The organism is Pseudomonas sp. J452, from assembly GCF_024666525.1.
In the GTDB taxonomy this organism is placed as follows: domain Bacteria; phylum Pseudomonadota; class Gammaproteobacteria; order Pseudomonadales; family Pseudomonadaceae; genus Aquipseudomonas.
Genome location: NZ_CP088294.1, coordinates 381,478 through 401,906 on the forward strand (window position 1 = coordinate 381,478; position 20,429 = coordinate 401,906).

The window sequence follows — 20,429 nt, forward strand, 5'->3', positions numbered from 1 at the left end:
ACAGGCCCAGGCCGATCAGCAATGGGCGAGGTCGAACAATGGCGGTCATGGGCGGTTTTCGGCAGTCAGAGGGTGCGCGGAAGGATAAAAGGCTGCCGCCAGTACCGCCAGCGCATCCGGCACACGCGGACCCAGGCCACCGACCAGCAGGGTCGGGTCGAGATCGAGCAGGCGCCCTTCACGGCCGGCCTGGGTCTGCGCCAGGGCCGGGTTCTGTTCGAGCAGGGCGGCGCGCGCAGCGTCCCCGGCGAGGCCGCGGTCGGCGAAGATCACCACCTGCGGGTCCAGCGCCAGCAACGCTTCGCTGGAGATCGGCTTGTAGCCCTGATGCTCGCTGAGGTTGTGCCCGCCAGCCTGGGTAATCAACCAGGCGGCCAGAGTGTCCTTGCCGGCCATCAGGGTGTTACTGCCGACATGGCCGAGCAGCATCAGCACACGCGGCGCCTGCTGCTGGCGCTGTGCCTGATTGACCCAGGCGGCCTGGCGCTGCAGGCGCTTGCGGTAGGCATCCATGCTGGCCCGGGCCTGCTGCGGCGTACCGAGCAACTGCCCGAGGCGCTGCAGGTTGTGCTCCAGAGTGTTCAGGCTGGCCTGCGCCGAGAGCAGCTCGACCTGCACGCCCGCCGCCTTGAGTTGCTCCAGCACCGGCGGCGGGCCCATTTCCTCGCTGCCGAGCAGCAGGTCCGGACGCAGGGCCAGCACGCCTTCGGCAGCCAGCTGGCGCTGGTAACCCACGCCCGGCAACTGGCGCAGGGACTGCGGGTACTGGCTGGTGCTGTCGACCCCGACCAGCTTGCCCTCACCGCCTAGGGCCACCACCCACTCACTGAGCGAGCCACCGGCACTGACCCAGCGTTGCGGCAAGGCTTCGCCGGCAACTAGTGCCGAGCTAAACAGCAGACCGGCACAGGCGCCGGCCATCAATTTGCCCAGATCCATTGGTCTTCCCCTTAGTCGCCTAGGGCCGCGGCGCTTTCCGCCAGGGCACGCCAATCGGCACGTTCAGCGATGCCCGGCTTGCGCGCACCGAACAGCTGCAGCACCAGCTCACCGTCGGCAGCGAAGGCTTCCCAGCTGGTGATCACACCGTCGCTACTCGGCTTGCGCACGCGCCACAGTTCGACCACGCCGGTGGTTTTCAGGTGCAGGTTGAACTCCGGATCGAGCACGTTGAACCAGCTGTCCATCCAGCGCAGGTTGTTCACCGGCCCGGAGTGGATCTGGATGCAGTGCGGGTTGCCGACGAACACCATGATCGGCACCTCGCCACTGGCGGCGCCCTCCATCAGTTTCGGCAGCTCGGCGCAGCCCAGCGGCTCGGCCCATTCGCGACCGGCCAGGCGCAGGGCCTGGGTGCGGGTCAGCGCATGGCGCTTGAGCATGGCGAAGAAGTGGTGGGTGTCCTGCAGCGCAGCCCAGTCGGTGCGCAGGGCGGATACATCCACCTCGGCATCGGCGCGCGGCGCCGGGCGTTCGGCCAGCGGTTGCAGATCCAGTTCGGCGCTCTGCTGCTCGGCGCGGAAACGCTCGACCAGCGGCGCCCAGGCACTCAGCTCGCTACTTTCGGTGAGGAACACCTTGTGCACGGCCAGGCCCTGGTGGTCGAACACCTGGATGCTGCGCTGGGTGCCACGCGCGGTGTCTTCGGCGACGGCGAACACGCTGGCCCAGCCGCCGAGGAACAGGCGCAGGTCGATATCAGCCGATACCACCAGCCCCATCTGCCCGTTCGCCAGCACCGACACATCGCGGTAATGGCCTTTGCGTTCATGCACGCAATGCTCGTTGCGGGTCAGCGCCATGATGTAGCCCAGTTCGCCGAGGGCCGGCAGCAGCGCAGCCCAGTCCGGACGCAGGCGCACGGCATCGATGCCCAGGCGGCTGGCGGTCAGCTCGCCTTCGCTGACGCCCAGCTTGGCGGCCGCATCGCGGGCACGCAGACCGGCTTGCTCGGCGCGCAGGCGCTGCCAGGCCTGGTACAGGGAGGCCGGCGAAGTGTGGGTCGTGGGATTGGCAATGCTCATGGCGAGTCCTTCTCGGTCTGGAGTCTGTTCACGGCGGGGCAGCACACCCCCTCCCGACCGCAAGGGTCGGGCAAGGGGATCCCCGCCAGGTCGGCGCAGACTACACCAACAAGAATTAAACTCCAATGTTATTGATAACTGTTTGCATTCAATAATGAATTTCCATTACCTTGCAGCCCGCCAAATCACCTGGCCATCAAGAGCCAATCAGCGGGAGTAATCGCATGTCCACCCCACCCTTCGCCCTGCGCCCATGGATGGCGCTGCTGTTGCTAAGCCCGGCCCTGGCGCTGGCACAGACCACCGGCAAGCAGGACAGCAGCACCGAACTCGCAGCCACCCAGGTCACCGGCCAGGCCGTGCAGGACAGTCTGCCGACCACCAGCACCAGCGCCGAAACCCTCGAAGAGCGGCAGATCCGCAGCTTCGATGACCTCGGTCGGCGCGCCGAGCCCGGGGTGAACTACAGCCGCACCACGGAAAGCATCAACATCCGCGGCCTCGATCGTGACCGCGTACTGACCACCCTCGACGGCATCCGCGTACCGTGGCTGACCGATGGTGCACGCAGCCAGGGCCCGACCGGCGGCGCCCAGGGCGGCCTCGACTCGATCGACTTCAATGGCCTGTCCGCAGTGGATATCGTGCGTGGCGCCAACTCCAGCCAGGCCGGCTCCGGCGCCCTCGGTGGCGCGGTGCAGTTGTTCACCCTCAATCCGGAAGATCTGCTGCGCGGCGGCAAGAACTTCGGCAGCCTGATCAAGAGTGACTACGACAGCGTCGATGACAGCTGGGGCCTGAATGCCGCCGTCGCCGGCCGTGTGCAGGACACCGCCTGGCTGCTGCAGGCCGGCCAGCGCCAGGGCCATGAACTGGAAAGCAGCGGCGACGACAACCTCTACGGCACCGCGCGCACCGCCGCCAACCCGGCCGACAGCGAGCAGCAGAGCCTGCTGATCAAGCTGCAGCAGCGCTTCGACGGTGGCCACAAGCTCGGTTTCACCGGCGAGATTTTCCAGCGCGAGAACGACATCGACAGCCGCACCAACCAAGGCAGCACCTACCTGGAGGGTGAAAACAGCACAGTCGAGCACAACAAGCGCCAGCGCCTGTCCGCCGACTACGAGTACCTGGCCGAAGACAGCAACGGCCTGATCGACAGCGCCCATGCCATCGCCTACTGGCAGAAACTGCGCCGCCATGACGACCAGACCGGTATCCGCAGCGTCAGCGACTCGCGCGCCGGGATCCCTGATTCGGTGTTCCAGATGTTCGGCCTGCCGGGCAACCCGTACAAATACCCGAGCGGCGCCTTCGGTCGTGACAACCAGATCGAGAAGGAGCTGTACGGGGTATCCGGCGAAATCGGCAAGACCCTCGAAATCGCCGGCCTGGCGAACAAGCTGACCCTCGGTGGCGAGCTGTACCAGATCAACACCGAGCAGGTCTCCGAGGGCTACGACAACTGCCCCGGCTTCACCATCGATCCGAGCAGCCCGATGTACATGGGCCCGACCGCCTGCGACTTTCTGCACACCAACCAGGCCGACATGCCCAAGGCCGAGGGCAGCCAGTGGGCCCTGTATGTCAGCGATGAAATCAGCCTGGCCGATGGCCGCGTCAAGGTCACTCCGGGCCTGCGCTACGACGCCTATCAGCAGGACCCGCAGGCGACCCGCGACTTCAGCAACAACATCAACCCGGCGAACAGCGGCACCCTGGAGACCAGCAAGGACCACAAGCTCTCCGCCAGCCTGCTGAGCACCTGGCAGGCAGCTGATGAAGTGCTGCTGTACGCCCAGTGGGCGCAGGGCTTCAAGGCCCCCGACGCGACCCAGCTGTACATGAACTACGGCGCCGAAGGCAGCTACCTGCGCGTCGGCAACGCCGACCTCAAGCCCGAAGAAAGCAACGGCTACGAGATCGGTGCGCAACTGGGCAACGACAAGCTGGGCGGCTCGCTGAGCCTGTTCGACAACCACTACAAGAACTTCATCGATGACGACGTCACCCTGGATGCCGCGACCATCGCCGGCCTTGGCCTGGATCCGGCCAACTACCCCTACGGCGTGACCCGCACCGAAAACCGCGCCAAGGTGCAGATCTACGGCGCCGAAGCCACCGCCCACTGGGAGTTCGTGCCGCACTGGAAAGTCTGGGGCTCGCTGGCCTGGGCCAACGGCGAAGACCGTGAAAGCAACCAGCGCCTCAGCTCGGTGGCACCGCTCACCAGCCTGCTCGGCCTGAGCTACGAACAGGAACGCTACGGCGCCGACCTGATGCTGCGCGCGGCAGCCGCACGCAACCAGGTCGAGAACGACGGCGACTTCAAGGCGCCCGGCTATGGCGTGGTCGACCTGACCGGCTACTGGCAGCCTGCCGAACTGGATGGTGTGAAGTTCCAGGCCGGCCTGTTCAACCTGCTCGACAAGCAGTACTGGAACGCGCTGAACGTACCGACCGGCACCCTGACCCAGCCGGACGACTACTACAGCGAAGCCGGCCGCAGCTTCCGCGTCTCGGCGTCCTGGCAGTACTGAGAGCACTTTCTCCCCTCTCCCACTTGTGGGAGAGGGGCTGGGGGAGAGGGTATTGGCCGGCACGCCCTCTCCCTAACCCTCGGCTCGGGCCTCCTGCTTCGCTTTACCTCCTTCATCCATGCAGTCGTCTCCCGTAGAGGGGACTAAAAGCCCATCTGTTCGCGCAAGGACGCGCGCCCTACCCCATCGCCACGCCCATGCGGGATAATCCCCGCCTTGGCGTGGAGATCACCATGAAACTTCTATGCGCCCCGCATGAGCTGGCCGAAGGCCAGAGCCGGGGCTTTTCGATTGATGGACTGGCATTGCTGGCGGTACGCCGCGACGGCCATGTCTACGTCTATCACAACCGCTGCCCGCACCGCGGCCTGAGTCTGGAGTGGCGCGCCGATGATTTTCTCGACGCCAGCGGCAGCCTGCTCCAGTGCGCCCACCACGGCGCGCTGTTCCTTATAGAAAGTGGCGAATGCCTGACCGGGCCTTGTGCCGGCCAGGCGTTGCAGGCGGTGGAATGTCGCGAGGATAGCGACGGCATCTGGATCAGCCTGTAGGAGCGAGATCTGCTGGCGAACGATCTGCGCTGACCGGCTTCGCGAGCAGAGCTCGCTCCTACAATTCAACGTCGCAACGCCCGACAGTGACGTAGCCCGGATGCAATCCGGGAACATCTCCAGCCCCGGATTACATCCGGGCTACAACAGCACCTCCAGGCGTCGCACCAGGCGCATGCCCTGCGGCGTGATCTCAGCGCCATAGGCCAGCACCTCGACACCCGCCACTTTGGCTTCGCGCAGGCCCGCCGCATAGGCCGGGTCGATCTCCTCCGCCGCGCGCACCGCCTCGATCCCCGTCAGGTTCACGCAATACAGCTGCACCGCCCGCACGCCCTGGCGCGCCAGGCTCGCCAGCTCGCGCAGGTGCTTGGCGCCGCGCTCGGTACGGGCATCGGGAAAGGCCGCCACGGTCGTATCGGGGAAGCCCAGGGTCACACTCTTCACCTCGACCCAGGCCGGGCCATCGGGGTAATCCAGGCGGAAGTCCGCCCGACTGTTCTCCTCGCCGAAGCGCACCTCGCGCTTGAGCCCGGTAAAACCGGCCAATTCGCTGATCACCCCGGCACGCAGGGCTTCCTCGACCAGGCCGTTGGCCCGCGCGGTATTGATGCAGGCCAGCCGGCCCTGCGGGGTCTCGCCCAGTTCCCAGGTGCCCGGCAGCTTGCGTTTGGGGTCGCTGGAGCGGCTGAACCAGACCCGGCAGCCCTCGCTCATGCAGTTGAGCATGGAGCCGGTATTGGGACAGTGGATGGTCAGCTGCTCGCCGCTGGCGCTCTCGATGTCGGCGAGGAAGCGCTTGTAGCGGCGCAGCAGGCGGCCCTCTTCCAGCGGCGGATCAAACTGCATCGGGGCGCCAGGTCTTCAGGCCGCGGGCGATCCGCTCGACCGCCTGTTGCAGGCGCTCGATGGTCTGCGTGTAGGCGAAGCGCACATGGTGCCCGGCCTGGTAGCGGCCGAAGTCCAGGCCTGGGGTAAAGGCCACGTGCTCGGTTTCGATGAAGTGCTGGCAGAAGGCGTAGGCATCGCCACCGAAGGCGGAGATATCGGCATACAGGTAGAAGGCCCCTTCCGGTTCCACGGCAATCTTGAAGCCCAGCCCGCGCAGGGCCGGCAGCAGGTAGTCGCGGCGGCGCTGAAACTCGTGGCGGCGCTCCTCGAAGATCGCCAGGGTGGCCGGCTCGAAGCAGGCCAGCGCAGCATGCTGGGCCATCGAGGGCGCGCTGATATAGAGGTTTTGCGCCAGCTTCTCCAGCTCCGGCACGGCATTGGCCGGCGCCACCAGCCAGCCCAGGCGCCAGCCGGTCATGCCGTAATACTTGGAGAAGCTGTTGAGGACGAAGGCCTCGTCGTCCACTGCCAGCACGCTGCTCGCGTCGCAGCCGTAGGTCAGGCCGTGGTAGATCTCGTCCACCACCAGATGGCCGCCACGTTCTTTCAGCGCGGTCGACAACGCAGCCAGCTCATCCCTGTGCAACAGGGTGCCGGTGGGGTTGGCTGGCGAGGCGACCAGGGCGCCGACGCTGTCCTGATCCCAATGCCGCTCGACCAGCTGCGGGGTCAGTTGGTAGCGACTGTCCGGGCCGACCGGCACCAGCTGCGCGGCGCCTTCGACCAGGCGCAGGAAGTGGCGGTTGCACGGGTAGCCGGGGTCGGCCAGCAGCCAGTGCTTGCCCGGATCGACCAACAGGCTCGCGGCCAGCAGCAGGGCGCCGGAACCACCGGGGGTGATCAGGATGCGCTCGGGGTCGACACTCAGGCCATAGCGGCTGGCATAAAAGCCGGCGATCGCCTCGCGCAACTGCGGAATACCCCGCGCCGCCGTGTAGCGGGTATGCCCGTTGGCCAGCGCAGCCTGGCCGGCGGCAACGATGGGCGCGGCGGTGGTGAAGTCCGGCTCGCCGATCTCCAGATGGATCACGTCATGACCGGCCGCCTGCAACTGGTTGGCGCGGGCCAGCAGGGCCATGACGTGGAACGGTTCGATGGCGCGACTGCGCGCACTGAAGGGCTGGGCCATTGGCCTTCCTTTAATTGAACAAAGGGGGGATTCTAACTAACTGCCCGACCAGGCTGTAGCAACATGGACAACCGGGAGTAGCATCGCCCGAATTGATCTGGTAAGTTCGCCCGCTTGCAGCCGCAGGCCCGGCCCTGCCGGTAAAGGAACAGATCCTGCGCTAAGTGGATCAGAGAGAGTGAGAGGCGGCCATCCATGCCCACCAAAGCAAAACCAAGCAGTAGCCAGCTGGCCCGCGGTTTCGAGCCCTATAAAGAGAAAAAGGGCGAGGAATACATGAGCGACCCGATGCGCGCTCACTTCACCGGCATCCTCAACAAGTGGAAGCTGGAGCTGATGCAGGAAGTGGATCGCACCGTGCACCACATGCAGGACGAAGCTGCCAACTTCCCGGACCCGGCCGACCGTGCCAGCCAGGAAGAAGAGTTCAGCCTGGAACTGCGCGCCCGTGACCGCGAGCGCAAGCTGATCAAGAAGATCGACGAAACCCTGCAGCTGATCGAAGACAACGATTACGGCTGGTGTGATTCCTGCGGCGTCGAGATCGGCATCCGCCGCCTCGAAGCCCGTCCGACCGCGACCCTGTGCATCGACTGCAAGACGCTGGCGGAAATCAAGGAAAAACAGATCGGTTCCTGATCCCGCACGGGGCGCGCAAGCGCCCCGTTTCGTTTCTGCCTGCCGATAGTTCCTGCCTGCCGATAACTGCACTGGCCTCTGCCGCCTGCTGCAGATAGCCTGTTCGCCATGACTTCTCCCGCCTACATCGGGCGCTTCGCCCCCACCCCCAGTGGCTACCTGCATTTCGGTTCACTGGTCGCCGCCCTCGCCTCCTACCTCGATGCCCGCAGCGTCGGCGGCCAGTGGCTGCTGCGCATGGAAGACCTCGACCCACCGCGCGAAGAACCTGGTGCCCAGGACGCCATCCTGCGCACCCTGGAAACCTACGGTTTCGAATGGGATGGCCCGCTGGTGCGCCAGAGCGAGCGCCATGGCGAATACGCCGCCCTGATCGAACGCCTGTTCAGCCAGGGCCTGGCCTACGCCTGCACCTGCTCGCGCAAGCAGCTGGAAGCCTACGGCGGCATCTATCCCGGCCTGTGCCGTAATGCCGGGCACGCCATCGAGGATGCGGCGATCCGCCTGCGCGTGCCCGAGCTGCAATACCACTTCTGCGACCGCGTGCAAGGCGAGTTCCGCCAGCACCTGGGCCGCGAGGTCGGTGACTTCGTCATCCGTCGCCGCGACGGCCTGTACGCCTATCAACTGGCCGTGGTGCTGGACGACGCCTGGCAAGGCATCACCGATATCGTGCGCGGCGCCGACCTGCTCGACTCCACGCCGCGCCAACTGTATCTGCAGGAGCTGCTCGGCCTGCGCCAGCCGCGCTACCTGCACGTGCCGCTGATCATCCAGCCGGATGGCCACAAGCTGGGCAAGAGCTACCGCTCGCCGCCACTGCCCGCCGACCAGGCCCCTGCCCTGCTGCTGCGCGCCCTGCGTACCCTCGGCCAGCAACCGCCAGGCGAGCTGGCCGGCGCCAGCGCCCGCGAACTGCTGGCCTGGGGCAGCGCCAACTGGGACGCCGCGCGCATCCCGCGCAGCCCGACCCTGGCCGAAGCCCAACTACGCTGAAGCAACACAGGCGCAGTGCTGCCGCCTGTCGGCCTAATCCGTTACCATCGCTGCACTTTCGCCACGAGAATCGGCATGTATATCTACCGACTGGTCCTGCTCCTGGTAGTGGGGATCTACCTGTTCTCCCCGGCCATCATGGACTGGTGGATCGACCCCAATGGCGCCTGGTATCGCCCCTACCTGCTGTGGCTGATCCTCATAGTCGTGACCTTTATCCTGCAGAGCCAGCGTGATGCCGATGAACTCTGATCCGCACCGGCAAAAAACCGTGACCTCTCCTTATCTTTATTCGCCGAGCCGACCCGATGCTGACGAGCTTTGACCTGAGTCAGCTGATCCTGATCAGCGCCACCTACCTGCTGCTGCTGTTCGGCGTGGCCTGGATCAGCGAGAAAGGCCTGATCCCACGCTGGATCATCCGCCACCCGCTGACCTACACCCTGTCGCTGGGCGTGTATGCCAGCGCCTGGGCCTTCTACGGCACGGTCGGCCTGGCCTACCAGTACGGTTTCGGCTTCCTCGCCAGCTACCTGGGCATCACCGGCGCCTTCCTGCTCGCCCCGGTACTGCTCTACCCGATCCTGCGCATCACCCGCACCTATCAGCTGTCGTCGCTGGCCGACCTGTTCGCCTTCCGTTTCCGCAGCAGCTGGGCCGGCGCGCTGACCACCCTGTTCATGCTGATCGGCGTGCTGCCGCTGCTGGCACTGCAAATCCAGGCGGTGGCCGACTCGATCGGCATCCTCACCCGCGAACCGCTGCAGAACCGCTTCGCCCTGGGCTTCTGCGCGCTGATCACGCTGTTCACCATCCTCTTCGGCGCCCGCCATATCGCCACCCGCGAGAAGCACGAGGGCCTGGTGTTCGCCATCGCCTTCGAGTCGGTGGTCAAGCTGCTGGCCCTCGGCGGCATCGGCCTGTACGCGCTATACGGGGTGTTTGGCGGCCCCGGCGAGCTGGAGCTGTGGCTGCTGCAGAACCAGGCCTCGCTCACCGCCCTGCACACCCCGCTGCAGGAAGGCCCCTGGCGCACCCTGCTGCTGGTGTTCTTCGCCTCGGCCATCGTCATGCCGCACATGTACCACATGACCTTCACCGAGAACCTCAACCCGCGCGCCATCGTCAGCGCCAGCTGGGGCCTGCCGCTGTTCCTGCTGCTGATGAGCCTGTCGGTGCCGCTGATTCTCTGGGCCGGGCTCAAGCTGGGCGCCACCACCAACCCGGAATACTTCACCCTCGGCCTGGGCATCGCGGTGAACAGCCCGACCCTGGCGCTGGTCGCCTATATCGGCGGGCTGTCGGCTTCCAGCGGGCTGATCATCGTCACCACCCTGGCGCTGTCCGGCATGGCTCTCAACCACCTAGTGCTGCCGCTGTACCAGCCGCCGGCCGAGGGCAACATCTACCGCTGGCTGAAGTGGACGCGCCGTGCCCTGATCATCGCCATCATCATGGCCGCCTACGGTTTCTACCTGCTGCTCGGCGCCGAGCAGGACCTGGCCAACCTGGGTATCGTCGCCTTCGTCGCCACCCTGCAGTTCCTCCCAGGCGCGCTGTCGGTGCTGTACTGGCCGACCGCCAACCGCCGCGGCTTCATCGCCGGCCTGCTGACCGGCGCGCTGGTCTGGGCGGTGAGCATGCTGCTGCCGCTGGTCAGCAACCTGCAGGGCATGCAGCTGCCGCTGTTCAACGTCATCTACACCCTCGATGACACCAGCTGGCACCTGGCGGCGATCGGCTCGCTGGCGGCCAACGTGCTGGTGTTCACCCTGATCTCGCTGTTCACCGAGGCCAGCCCCGAGGAAAAGAGCGCCGCCGAGGCCTGCACCGTCGACAACGTACGGCGTCCGCAACGGCGCGAGCTGCTGGCCACCTCGCCACAGGACTTCGCCGCCCAGCTGGCCAAGCCCCTCGGCGCGAAGACCGCGCAGAAGGAAGTCGAACAGGCCCTGCGCGACTTGCACCTGCCGTTCGACGAGCGTCGCCCCTACGCCCTGCGTCGCCTGCGCGACCGCATCGAGGCCAACCTCTCCGGCCTGATGGGCCCCAGCGTGGCCCAGGACATAGTCGAGACCTTCCTGCCGTACAAGAGCGGCAGCGAAGGCTATGTCAGCGAAGACATCCACTTTATCGAGAGCCGCCTGGAGGATTACCAGTCGCGCCTCACCGGCCTGGCTGCCGAGCTGGACGCCCTGCGCCGCTTCCACCGGCAGACCCTGCAGGAACTGCCGATGGGCGTCTGCTCGCTGGCCAAGGACCAGGAAATCCTCATGTGGAACCGTGCCCTCGAGGACCTCACGGCGATCCCGGCCCTGCGCGTGGTCGGCTCGCGCCTCGACGCCCTCGACGAACCCTGGCAAAGCCTGCTGAGCAGCTTTATCCAGCAGGACGACGAACACCTGCATAAACAGCAACTGACCCTGGACGGCGAAGAGCGCTGGATCAACCTGCACAAGGCGGCCATCGACGAGCCGCTGGCACCGGGCAACAGCGGCCTGGTGCTGCTGATCGAGGACGTCACCGAGACCCGCGTACTGGAAGACCAGCTGGTGCACTCCGAGCGCCTGGCCAGCATTGGCCGCCTGGCCGCCGGGGTGGCCCACGAGATCGGCAACCCGGTCACCGGCATCGCCTGCCTGGCGCAGAACCTGCGCGAGGAGCGCGAGGACGACGAGGAGGTCGCCGAGCTCAGCTCGCAGATCATCGACCAGACCAAGCGCATCTCGCGCATCGTCCAGTCGCTGATGAACTTCGCCCATGCCGGCGCCCAGCAACGCGCCGAGTACCCGGTCAGCCTGGCGGCCGTGGCGCAGGATGCGATCAGCCTGCTGTCGCTCAACCGCAATGCCACCGAGGTGCAGTTCTTCAACCTCTGCGATCCCGATCACCTGGCCAAGGGCGACCCGCAACGCCTGGCGCAGGTGCTGATCAACCTGCTGTCCAATGCCCGCGATGCCTCACCGACCGGCGGCGTCATCCGCGTTAGTAGCGAGACCAGCGAGCAGAGCGTGCAGCTGATCGTCGAGGACGAGGGCAGCGGCATTCCCAGGGCGATCATGGATCGCCTGTTCGAGCCGTTCTTCACCACCAAAGATCCGGGCAAGGGCACCGGGCTGGGTCTTGCACTGGTCTATTCCATCGTGGAAGAGCATTATGGGCAGATCACCATCGACAGCCCGGCCAACCCCGAACGCCAACTCGGAACCCGTTTCCGCGTGACGCTGCCGCGCTATATCGAAGCGACGTCCGTAGCGACCTAAGCAGTGAACTATGAGCCTGTTCAAGGCAGCGCGAATCCGCAGCAAACCTTGAACAGATTCGAGACCGTCGAGAGAGAATCAATGCCGCATATCCTCATCGTCGAAGACGAAACCATCATCCGCTCGGCGCTGCGCCGCCTGCTGGAGCGCAACCAGTATCAGGTCAGCGAAGCCGGATCGGTGCAGGAGGCCCAGGAGCGCTACAGCATCCCCGGCTTCGACCTGATCGTCAGCGACCTGCGCCTGCCCGGCGCACCCGGCACCGAGCTGATCAAGCTGGCCGAAGGCACCCCGGTGCTGATCATGACCAGCTACGCCAGCCTGCGCTCGGCGGTGGACTCGATGAAGATGGGCGCGGTCGACTACATCGCCAAGCCCTTCGACCACGACGAAATGCTCCAGGCCGTGGCGCGCATCCTGCGCGACCACCAGGAGGCGCGCAGCAAGCCAGCGGAAAGCCCGAGCAAGAATGCCGGCAAGCCGGCCGCCAGCGCGGATGGCGATATCGGCATCATCGGCTCCTGCGCAGTCATGCAGGATCTCTACGGCAAGATCCGCAAGGTCGCGCCAACCGACTCCAACGTACTGATCCAGGGTGAGTCCGGCACCGGCAAGGAGCTGGTCGCGCGCGCCCTGCACAACCTGTCACGCCGCGCCAAGGCGCCGCTGATTTCGGTCAACTGCGCGGCGATTCCGGAAACCCTGATCGAGTCGGAACTGTTCGGCCACGAGAAAGGCGCCTTCACTGGCGCCAGCGCCGGGCGTGCCGGCCTGGTCGAAGCGGCTGACGGCGGCACCCTGTTCCTCGACGAGATCGGCGAGCTGCCGCTGGAGGCCCAGGCCCGCCTGCTGCGGGTGCTGCAGGAAGGCGAGATCCGCCGGGTCGGCTCGGTACAGTCGCAGAAGGTCGACGTGCGCCTGATCGCCGCCACCCACCGCGACCTGAAGACCCTGGCCAAGATCGGCCAGTTCCGCGAAGACCTGTATTACCGCCTGCACGTGATCGCCCTCAAGCTGCCGCCACTGCGCGAGCGCGGTGCCGACGTCAACGAGATCGCCAAGGCCTTCCTGCTGCGCCAGTGCACCCGCATGGGCCGCGAAGACCTGCGCTTTGCCGCCGACGCCGAACAGGCGATCCGCCACTACTCCTGGCCGGGCAACGTGCGTGAACTGGAAAACGCCATCGAGCGAGCGGTGATCCTCTGCGAGAGCGCGGAGATTTCTGCCGAACTGCTGGGCATCGACATCGAGTTGAGCGACCTGGAAGACGGTTACTTCGACGAGCAAGGCAGCAGCGGCTCCACCAGCAGCAACAACCACGAGCCGACCGAAGACCTGTCCCTGGAGGACTACTTCCAGCACTTCGTCCTTGAGCACCAGGACCACATGACCGAGACCGAACTGGCGCGCAAGCTCGGCATCAGCCGCAAGTGCCTGTGGGAACGCCGTCAGCGCCTGGGCATCCCGCGGCGCAAATCGGGGGCCGCCACCGGCTCCTGAAGCGTTACCTGCGGCGACCGGCTACAGGGATAAAGGTTCCACCGGTTGTTACCCCTTCAAACATCGCGTAACAAAAGCCGGGTTCATCGGTAACGAGAACCCGGCTTTTTTTGTGCGAGAAGCCAACCATGAAGTCAGTAAAGCATTGATAAATAAGGATTTGCAAAAACTGGCACGGGTTCTGCTTTATCTCTGGCACAACAACAATAACAAATCAGAAACACCACAATAAAAATAAGACAGAACGACTCCAGCACAACAAAAACAACAAGGCGGAGGCGCAGCTAACTGATCATTTTGGAGAGGATTTGCCCTTGGGGTTCGCCCCACAGCCAGACTGAGAACAATAAAACTGCCTTGAGGCAGCACCTGAACTGGTTGGGTCAAGGATTGATCAAGGCAAAATCAGCATCCAAAGTAATCCGTTTGCTCCTGGTACCCGAATTGGGCTACCAAAAACGGGCCAACCAACAAAAACAACAGGCCCGCAATAATAACAAAAACAAAGCACGCACCTACTTGGGGGGGAGCCTAGGCTCCCCCAGTAGCTTCTACATCCCCAGCCTGCCATTTAATTCACCATCCCCCTCCCCAGTGCTAGAATCCGCGCCAGCCGTGCGTTCTAATGCATTTTTCAGCCCGTCGTGTTACGTCTCATATTTTCATCCAGACGCTTTACGACGCCCTGAAACGACCGTTTTCTTCATTACACAGTGCTCCCCATGCTGAAAAAGCTGTTCAAGTCCTTCCGCTCGCCCCTCAAGCGCAAAGCCCATCCACGCAGCACCCCCGAGGTTCTGAGCAGCCGCCAGCACGCCCTGCAGCGGGCGAAGTTCAGCCGCAATGCGGTGAACGTGGTGGAGCGTCTGCAGCATGCCGGCTACCAGGCCTACCTGGTCGGTGGCTGCGTGCGCGACTTGCTGCTCGGCCTGCAACCCAAGGACTTCGACGTCGCCACCAGCGCCACGCCGGAACAGGTTCGCGCCGAGTTCCGCAACGCCCGGGTGATCGGCCGCCGCTTCAAGCTGGCGCACGTGCACTTCGGCCGCGAGATCATCGAAGTCGCCACCTTCCGCGCCAACCACCCTGTGGGTGATGACGAGGAAGACAGCCACCTGTCCTCGCGCAACGAGAGCGGACGTATCCTGCGTGACAACGTCTATGGCAGCCTGGAGGACGACGCCCAGCGCCGCGACTTCACCATCAATGCGCTGTATTTCGACGTCAGCGGCGAGCGCATCCTCGACTACGCCCATGGCGTGCACGACATCCGCAATCGCCTGATCCGCCTGATCGGCGATCCCGAGCAGCGCTACCTGGAAGATCCGGTGCGCATGCTGCGCGCCGTGCGTTTCGCCGCCAAACTCGACTTCGATATCGAGAAGCACAGCGCCGCGCCGATCCGCCAGCTGGCCTCGAAGCTGCGCGACATCCCCTCGGCGCGCCTGTTCGACGAAGTGCTCAAGCTGTTCCTCGCCGGTTACGCCGAACACACCTTCGACCTGCTGGTCGAGTACGACCTGTTCGCCCCGCTGTTCCCCGCCAGCGCTGCCGCGCTCAAGCGCGACCCGGACTACACCGGCACGCTGATCCGCCAGGCCCTGGCCAATACCGACGATCGCATCGCCCAGGGCAAGCCAGTCACTCCGGCCTTCCTGTTTGCCGCCCTGCTCTGGCCGGCCCTGCCGGCGCGCGTGCTGCAACTGCAGGAGCGCGGCATGCCGCCGATTCCGGCGATGCAGGAAGCAGCGCACGACCTGATCGCCGAGCAGTGCCAGCGCATCGCCATTCCCAAGCGCTTCACCCTGCCGATCCGCGAGATCTGGGACATGCAGGAGCGCCTGCCACGGCGCAGCGGCAAGCGTGCCGACCTGCTGCTGGAGAACCCGCGCTTCCGCGCCGGCTACGACTTCCTGCTGCTGCGCGAAGATGCCGGTGAAGAAACCGACGGCCTGGGCGACTGGTGGACCGACTACCAGGATGCTACCGACAGCGAACGCCGCAGCATGATCCGCGACCTCAGCAATCGCCAGGAAGAAGCCGGTGAAGGCCCGGCCAAAAAGCGCCGCCGTGGCGGGCGCAACAAGCGCCGCGGCCCGCGTACCGACGCGCCTGCCGGCGAATAAGGTGGAACGCGTCTACCTCGGGCTCGGCAGTAACCTGGCCGAGCCCCTGCAGCAACTGCGCGCCGCCCTGACGGCCATCGCCCGCCTGCCGGGCAGCCAGTTGGCGGCAGTCTCCTCCTTCTATGCCAGCGACCCATTGGGCCCGCCCGACCAGCCACGCTACGTGAACGCGGTGGCCGCACTGGATACCAGCCTCGCGCCGCTGGAACTGCTCGACGCCCTGCAAGCCATCGAACTGCAGCAGGGCCGCGTGCGCAAGGATGAACGCTGGGGGCCACGCACTCTTGACCTCGACATCCTGCTGTTCGGCCAACGCCGCCTCGCCGAAGAACGCCTGACCGTGCCGCATTACCACATGCATGCGCGAGCCTTTGTGCTCTATCCGCTGGCGGAAATCGCCGCCGACCTGCAGTTGCCCGATGGCCGCCATCTGCGCGACTTACTGGCGGCCTGCCCCTACACGGGCCTGGAGCGGCTAGCCGCGCCACAGGTAACGCCGTAACACGGCGGTAACACCCACGATTGACTTCACGCACCCCCATCGGGACTATAGGCGTCCCGTTGCCCTGAGGCGGTGCAGAACCGCTGCTTATCAGGCCGTGAACCCGCGCCACAAGCGCCCCGTTTCACCCGGCCTGCTGATGAGGAATCGTTGATGCCTGATACAACCGTAAGCACCCTGCTGGGCCTCAAGCAGAAAGGCGAGAAGATCGCCATGCTGACCGCCTACGATGCCACCTTCGCCCAGGCAGCCTGCCAGGCCGGCGTGGACGTGCTGCTGGTCGGCGACTCCCTCGGCATGGTCCTGCAGGGCCATGACAGCACCCTGCCAGTCAGTGTCACCGACATGGCCTATCACACCGCCGCGGTCAAACGCGGCAACCAGGGTGCACTGATCCTCAGCGATCTGCCGTTCATGGCCTATGCCACCCTGGAACAGACCTTCGCCAGCTGCGCCGCGCTGATGCAGGCCGGTGCGCATATGGTCAAGCTGGAAGGCGCGGCCTGGCTGGCCGAGCCGATCCGCCAGCTGGCCGAACGCGGTGTGCCGGTGTGCGCCCACCTGGGCCTCACCCCGCAGGCAGTCAACGTGTTCGGTGGTTACAAGGTGCAGGGCCGCGGTGACGCCGCCGCGCGCCAGCTGCGTGCCGATGCCATGGCTCTGGAGCAAGCCGGCGCCGCCATGGTCCTGCTCGAATGCGTGCCCAGCGAGCTGGCTGCCGAGATCAGTCAGGCACTGAAGATTCCGGTGATCGGTATCGGCGCAGGCGCGGCTACCGACGGCCAGGTCCTGGTGCTGCACGACATGCTCGGCCTGTCCCTGACCGGTCGCGCGCCGAAGTTCGTGAAGAACTTCATGCAAGGCCAGCCGAACATCCCGGCCGCCCTGGCTGCCTACGTCAAGGCGGTGAAGGACGTCAGTTTCCCCGCCGAGGAGCACGGATTCTCCGCATGAACACCGTCAAGAGCGTACTCGAACTGCGCGCCGCCGTGGCGCGCGCGCGTGGCGAAGGCAAGCGCATCGCCTTCGTGCCGACCATGGGCAACCTGCACGAGGGCCATATCGCCCTGGTGGAGAAGGCCGGCCAACGCGCCGACTTCGTGGTCGCCAGCATCTTCGTCAACCCGCTGCAGTTCGGCCCCAACGAAGACCTGGCCAAGTACCCGCGCACCCTGCTCGCCGACCAGGAAAAACTGGTCGCCGCCGGTTGCCACCTGCTGTTCCACCCGGATGTAGAAGAGATGTACCCCAACGGCATGGACGGCCAGACCCTGGTCAGCGTGCGCGGGGTTTCCGAAGGCCTGTGTGGCGGCAGCCGCCCCGGCCACTTCGATGGTGTCGCCACCGTGGTGAGCAAGCTGTTCAACATGGTTCAACCGGATCTGGCGATCTTCGGCGAGAAGGACTTCCAGCAGCTGGCGGTAATCCGCACCCTGGTGCGCGACCTCAACATGCCGATCCAGATCATGGGCGAAGCGACCGTACGCGCCGCCGATGGCCTGGCCCTGTCGTCGCGCAACGGCTACCTGAACGAGGAGCAGCGCGCCAGCGCACCCGCCCTGTACCGCACCCTGAACCAGCTGGCCGAAGCCATCCGCGGTGGCCGACGCGACTTCGCCGAGCTCGAGAGCGAAGGCAAGGCCGCCCTCGGCGACGCGGGCTTTCGCCCCGACTACCTGGAAATCCGCGAAGCCGGCAGCCTGCGCGCGGCCAGCGCCACGGACAGCCAACTGGTGATTCTCGGTGCGGCGTTCATGGGCGCTACACGGCTGATCGACAACCTGGCTTTCGAGCTCTGAAGCCAGGCGATCTGTGACCTTGAACACTGTTCGGGGTTCGGGCAAACTCTGCCGCCGCCCGAGGTACTGACGAGGAAATTGCCATGCACGCCATCATGCTCAAGGCCAAACTGCACCGCGCCATCGTCACCCATGCGGTGCTCGACTACGAAGGTTCCTGCGCCATCGACGGCGAATGGCTGGACCTCTCCGGCATCCGCGAATATGAGCAGATCCAGCTGTACAACGTGGACAACGGCGAACGCTTCACCACCTACGCCATCCGCGGCGAGGAAGGTTCGAAGATCATCTCGGTCAACGGTGCTGCCGCGCACAAGGCCGGCGTCGGCCACCGCCTGATCATCTGCGCCTACGCCCACTACAGCGAGGCCGAGCTGGCCAACTTCCAGCCGCGCGTTCTCTATATGGGCGCCGATGGCGAGCTGAGCCACACCAGCAACGCGATTCCCGTACAGGTCGCCTGAGCCGGACCTGTAACGCTACACTGCAAGCCCGGAACCTTCCGGGCTTTTTTACAGGCCATTGAAAACGTTGGCGAGGCAGCCGAGGCTAGGCGAGAACGACCGAAAAAGCGCAGTTTACGCGCTGTAAATGAGCATTTTGAGGTCGTTCTCAACGACGAATCGGCAACGCAGATAGTTTTCAATGGTCTGTAAATGCTCGACAGCACACCGGCCGCATAACAAGGAAACAGCTGCCCATGGCGTACCACCAGCACCCGCTCGACGTCACCACCCTGCCCGCCTGGCAGGCCCTGCGCCAGCACCGCGAGGACATGCAGCAGTTCAGCATGCGCGATGCCTTCGCCAGCGACGCCAAGCGTTTCGAGCGCTTCTCCATGAGCACCAGCGGCCTGTTCCTCGACTACTCGAAGAACCTGATCAGCCAGCAGACCCGCGACCTGCTGGTCAACCTGGCCAAGGAAGCCGGCCTCGAACAGGCCATCGAGGCGCTGTTCAATGGCGAGCAGCTGAATGCCTCGGAAGGCCGCCCGGCCCTGCACACCGCCCTGCGCCGGCCGATCGGCGACTGCGTCAAGGTCGATGGGGTCAACGTGATGCCCGACGTGCACCGCGTGCTGCACCAGATGACCGACATAGTCGGGCGCATCCACAGCAACATGTGGCGCGGCTACAGCGACAAGACCATCACCGACGTGGTCAACATCGGCATAGGCGGCTCCTTCCTCGGCCCGCAGCTGGTCTCCGAAGCGCTGCTGCCGTTCACCCAGCACGGCGTGCGCTGCCACTACCTGGCCAATATCGACGGCAGCGAGTTCCATGAACTGGCCGCCAAGCTGAACGCCGAAACCACTTTGTTCATCGTTTCCAGCAAATCCTTCAGTACCCTGGAAACCCTGAAGAACGCCCAGGCCGCGCGCACCTGGTACCTGGCCCGCGGCGGCACCGAGGAGAAGCTCTACCGCCACTTCATCGCCGTCACCAGCAACAAGGAAGCGGCGATCGCCTTCGGCATCCGCGAGAAGAACGTCTTCCCCATGTGGGACTGGGTCGGCGGGCGCTACTCGCTGTGGTCGGCCATCGGCCTGCCAATCGCCCTGGCCATCGGCATGTCCAACTTCAAGGAACTGCTGTCCGGTGCCTACAGCATGGACACGCATTTCCGTAGCACCCCGTTCGACAAGAACATGCCGGTGCTGCTGGCCCTGCTCGGCGTGTGGTATGGCAACTTCTGGGGCGCGCAGAGCCACGCGATCCTGCCGTACGACCATTACCTGCGCAACATCACCAAGCACCTGCAGCAGCTGGACATGGAGTCCAACGGCAAGCGCGTGCGCCAGGACGGCAGCCCAGTCAGCACCGACACCGGTCCGGTGATCTGGGGCGGCGTCGGCTGCAACGGCCAGCATGCCTACCACCAGTTGTTGCACCAGGGCACCCAGCTGATTCCGGCCGACTTCATCGTGCCGGTGGTCAGCTACAACCCGGTGGCCGACCACCACCAGTGGCTGTACGCCAACTGCCTGTCGCAGAGCCAGGCGCTGATGCTCGGCAAATGCCGCAACGAGGCCGAGGCCGAGCTGCGCGCCAACGGCCTGAGCGAAGACGAAGTACAGCGCCTGGCGCCGCACAAGGTGATCCCCGGCAACCGCCCGAGCAACACCCTGGTCCTGGAACGCATCAGCCCGCGGCGCCTCGGCGCGCTGGTGGCGATGTACGAGCACAAGGTATTCGTACAGAGCGTGATCTGGGGCATCAACGCCTTCGACCAGTGGGGCGTGGAGCTCGGCAAGGAACTCGGCAAGGGTGTCTACCAACGCCTTACCGCCTGGGACGCCGCACCGGCCGAGGATGCCTCGACCCAGGGGCTGATCGACTTCTTCCGCGGCCGTCACCGCGGCTGAAAATCACCGGAAAAGCTATTGCGCTTGCCCATACGGCGTTGAAAGCCGACTCGGACTGCTCATTTACACACGTAAACTCCGCGTCCTCGTCGGCTTTCGCCTTG

At 65.2% G+C, this 20,429-nt stretch carries 17 protein-coding genes; 13 read left to right on the forward strand and 4 right to left on the reverse strand.

Features of this window, described 5'->3' with window-relative positions; translation table 11 throughout:
• Nucleotides 1-45: 45 nt before the first annotated feature.
• Nucleotides 46-939 (reverse strand): hemin ABC transporter substrate-binding protein, encoded by an 894-nt coding sequence (locus tag LRS11_RS01775; RefSeq protein WP_260495271.1) that lies wholly within the window; start codon nt 937-939, stop codon nt 46-48.
• A gap of 11 nt (nt 940-950) precedes the next feature.
• Nucleotides 951-2,024 (reverse strand): hemin-degrading factor, encoded by a 1,074-nt coding sequence (locus LRS11_RS01780; protein ID WP_260495272.1) that lies wholly within the window; start codon nt 2,022-2,024, stop codon nt 951-953.
• Nucleotides 2,025-2,248: 224 nt separating this feature from the next.
• Between LRS11_RS01780 and LRS11_RS01785 the strand changes: the two genes are divergently transcribed.
• On the forward strand, nt 2,249-4,564 hold the full coding sequence (locus tag LRS11_RS01785; RefSeq protein ID WP_260495273.1) for a TonB-dependent hemoglobin/transferrin/lactoferrin family receptor: 2,316 nt from the start codon (nt 2,249-2,251) through the stop codon (nt 4,562-4,564).
• Between the two features lie 233 nt (nt 4,565-4,797).
• Nucleotides 4,798-5,115 (forward strand): Rieske (2Fe-2S) protein, encoded by a 318-nt coding sequence (locus LRS11_RS01790; RefSeq protein WP_260495274.1) that lies wholly within the window; start codon nt 4,798-4,800, stop codon nt 5,113-5,115.
• 141 nt (nt 5,116-5,256) lie between these two features.
• On the opposite strand, the gene sfsA is transcribed toward LRS11_RS01790, so the two are convergent.
• Nucleotides 5,257-5,964 (reverse strand): DNA/RNA nuclease SfsA, encoded by a 708-nt coding sequence (gene sfsA / locus LRS11_RS01795; protein WP_260495275.1) that lies wholly within the window; start codon nt 5,962-5,964, stop codon nt 5,257-5,259.
• Entirely contained in the window at nt 5,954-7,135 is a 1,182-nt protein-coding gene (locus LRS11_RS01800; protein ID WP_260495276.1) for a pyridoxal phosphate-dependent aminotransferase, read from the reverse strand. The genes sfsA and LRS11_RS01800 overlap by 11 nt, the downstream gene beginning before the upstream one ends.
• Before the next feature lie 195 nt (nt 7,136-7,330).
• Between LRS11_RS01800 and dksA the strand changes: the two genes are divergently transcribed.
• The 11 genes from dksA (at nt 7,331) to pgi (ending at nt 20,325) form a co-directional block, all read left to right on the forward strand.
• Entirely contained in the window at nt 7,331-7,774 is a 444-nt protein-coding gene (dksA, locus tag LRS11_RS01805) for an RNA polymerase-binding protein DksA (RefSeq protein WP_182831956.1), read from the forward strand.
• Nucleotides 7,775-7,882: 108 nt separating this feature from the next.
• Nucleotides 7,883-8,770, forward strand: coding sequence for a tRNA glutamyl-Q(34) synthetase GluQRS (gene gluQRS, locus LRS11_RS01810; RefSeq protein ID WP_260495277.1), 888 nt, complete (start codon nt 7,883-7,885; stop codon nt 8,768-8,770).
• Between the two features lie 75 nt (nt 8,771-8,845).
• Nucleotides 8,846-9,022, forward strand: coding sequence for a hypothetical protein (locus LRS11_RS01815; RefSeq protein ID WP_003095129.1), 177 nt, complete (start codon nt 8,846-8,848; stop codon nt 9,020-9,022).
• A gap of 56 nt (nt 9,023-9,078) precedes the next feature.
• Entirely contained in the window at nt 9,079-12,033 is a 2,955-nt protein-coding gene (locus LRS11_RS01820) for a sensor histidine kinase (RefSeq protein WP_260495278.1), read from the forward strand.
• 81 nt (nt 12,034-12,114) lie between these two features.
• A complete protein-coding gene (locus tag LRS11_RS01825; RefSeq protein WP_260495279.1) occupies nt 12,115-13,533 on the forward strand; it encodes a sigma-54-dependent transcriptional regulator in 1,419 nt (472 codons plus the stop codon).
• A 722-nt stretch (nt 13,534-14,255) separates the two neighbouring features.
• The gene (locus LRS11_RS01830; protein WP_260495280.1) at nt 14,256-15,659 is read left to right on the forward strand and encodes a polynucleotide adenylyltransferase PcnB; all 1,404 of its coding nucleotides are present in this window, start codon (nt 14,256-14,258) and stop codon (nt 15,657-15,659) included.
• 1 nt (nt 15,660) lies between these two features.
• On the forward strand, nt 15,661-16,161 hold the full coding sequence (gene folK, locus LRS11_RS01835; protein WP_260495281.1) for a 2-amino-4-hydroxy-6-hydroxymethyldihydropteridine diphosphokinase: 501 nt from the start codon (nt 15,661-15,663) through the stop codon (nt 16,159-16,161).
• A gap of 153 nt (nt 16,162-16,314) precedes the next feature.
• On the forward strand, nt 16,315-17,115 hold the full coding sequence (gene panB, locus LRS11_RS01840; RefSeq protein ID WP_260495282.1) for a 3-methyl-2-oxobutanoate hydroxymethyltransferase: 801 nt from the start codon (nt 16,315-16,317) through the stop codon (nt 17,113-17,115).
• On the forward strand, nt 17,112-17,960 hold the full coding sequence (panC, locus tag LRS11_RS01845) for a pantoate--beta-alanine ligase (protein WP_260495283.1): 849 nt from the start codon (nt 17,112-17,114) through the stop codon (nt 17,958-17,960). Before panB ends, panC begins: the two co-directional genes overlap by 4 nt.
• Before the next feature lie 83 nt (nt 17,961-18,043).
• On the forward strand, nt 18,044-18,424 hold the full coding sequence (gene panD, locus LRS11_RS01850) for an aspartate 1-decarboxylase (RefSeq protein ID WP_160082471.1): 381 nt from the start codon (nt 18,044-18,046) through the stop codon (nt 18,422-18,424).
• Nucleotides 18,425-18,660: 236 nt separating this feature from the next.
• A complete protein-coding gene (gene pgi, locus LRS11_RS01855; RefSeq protein WP_260495284.1) occupies nt 18,661-20,325 on the forward strand; it encodes a glucose-6-phosphate isomerase in 1,665 nt (554 codons plus the stop codon).
• The last annotated feature ends 104 nt before the right edge of the window (nt 20,326-20,429 follow it).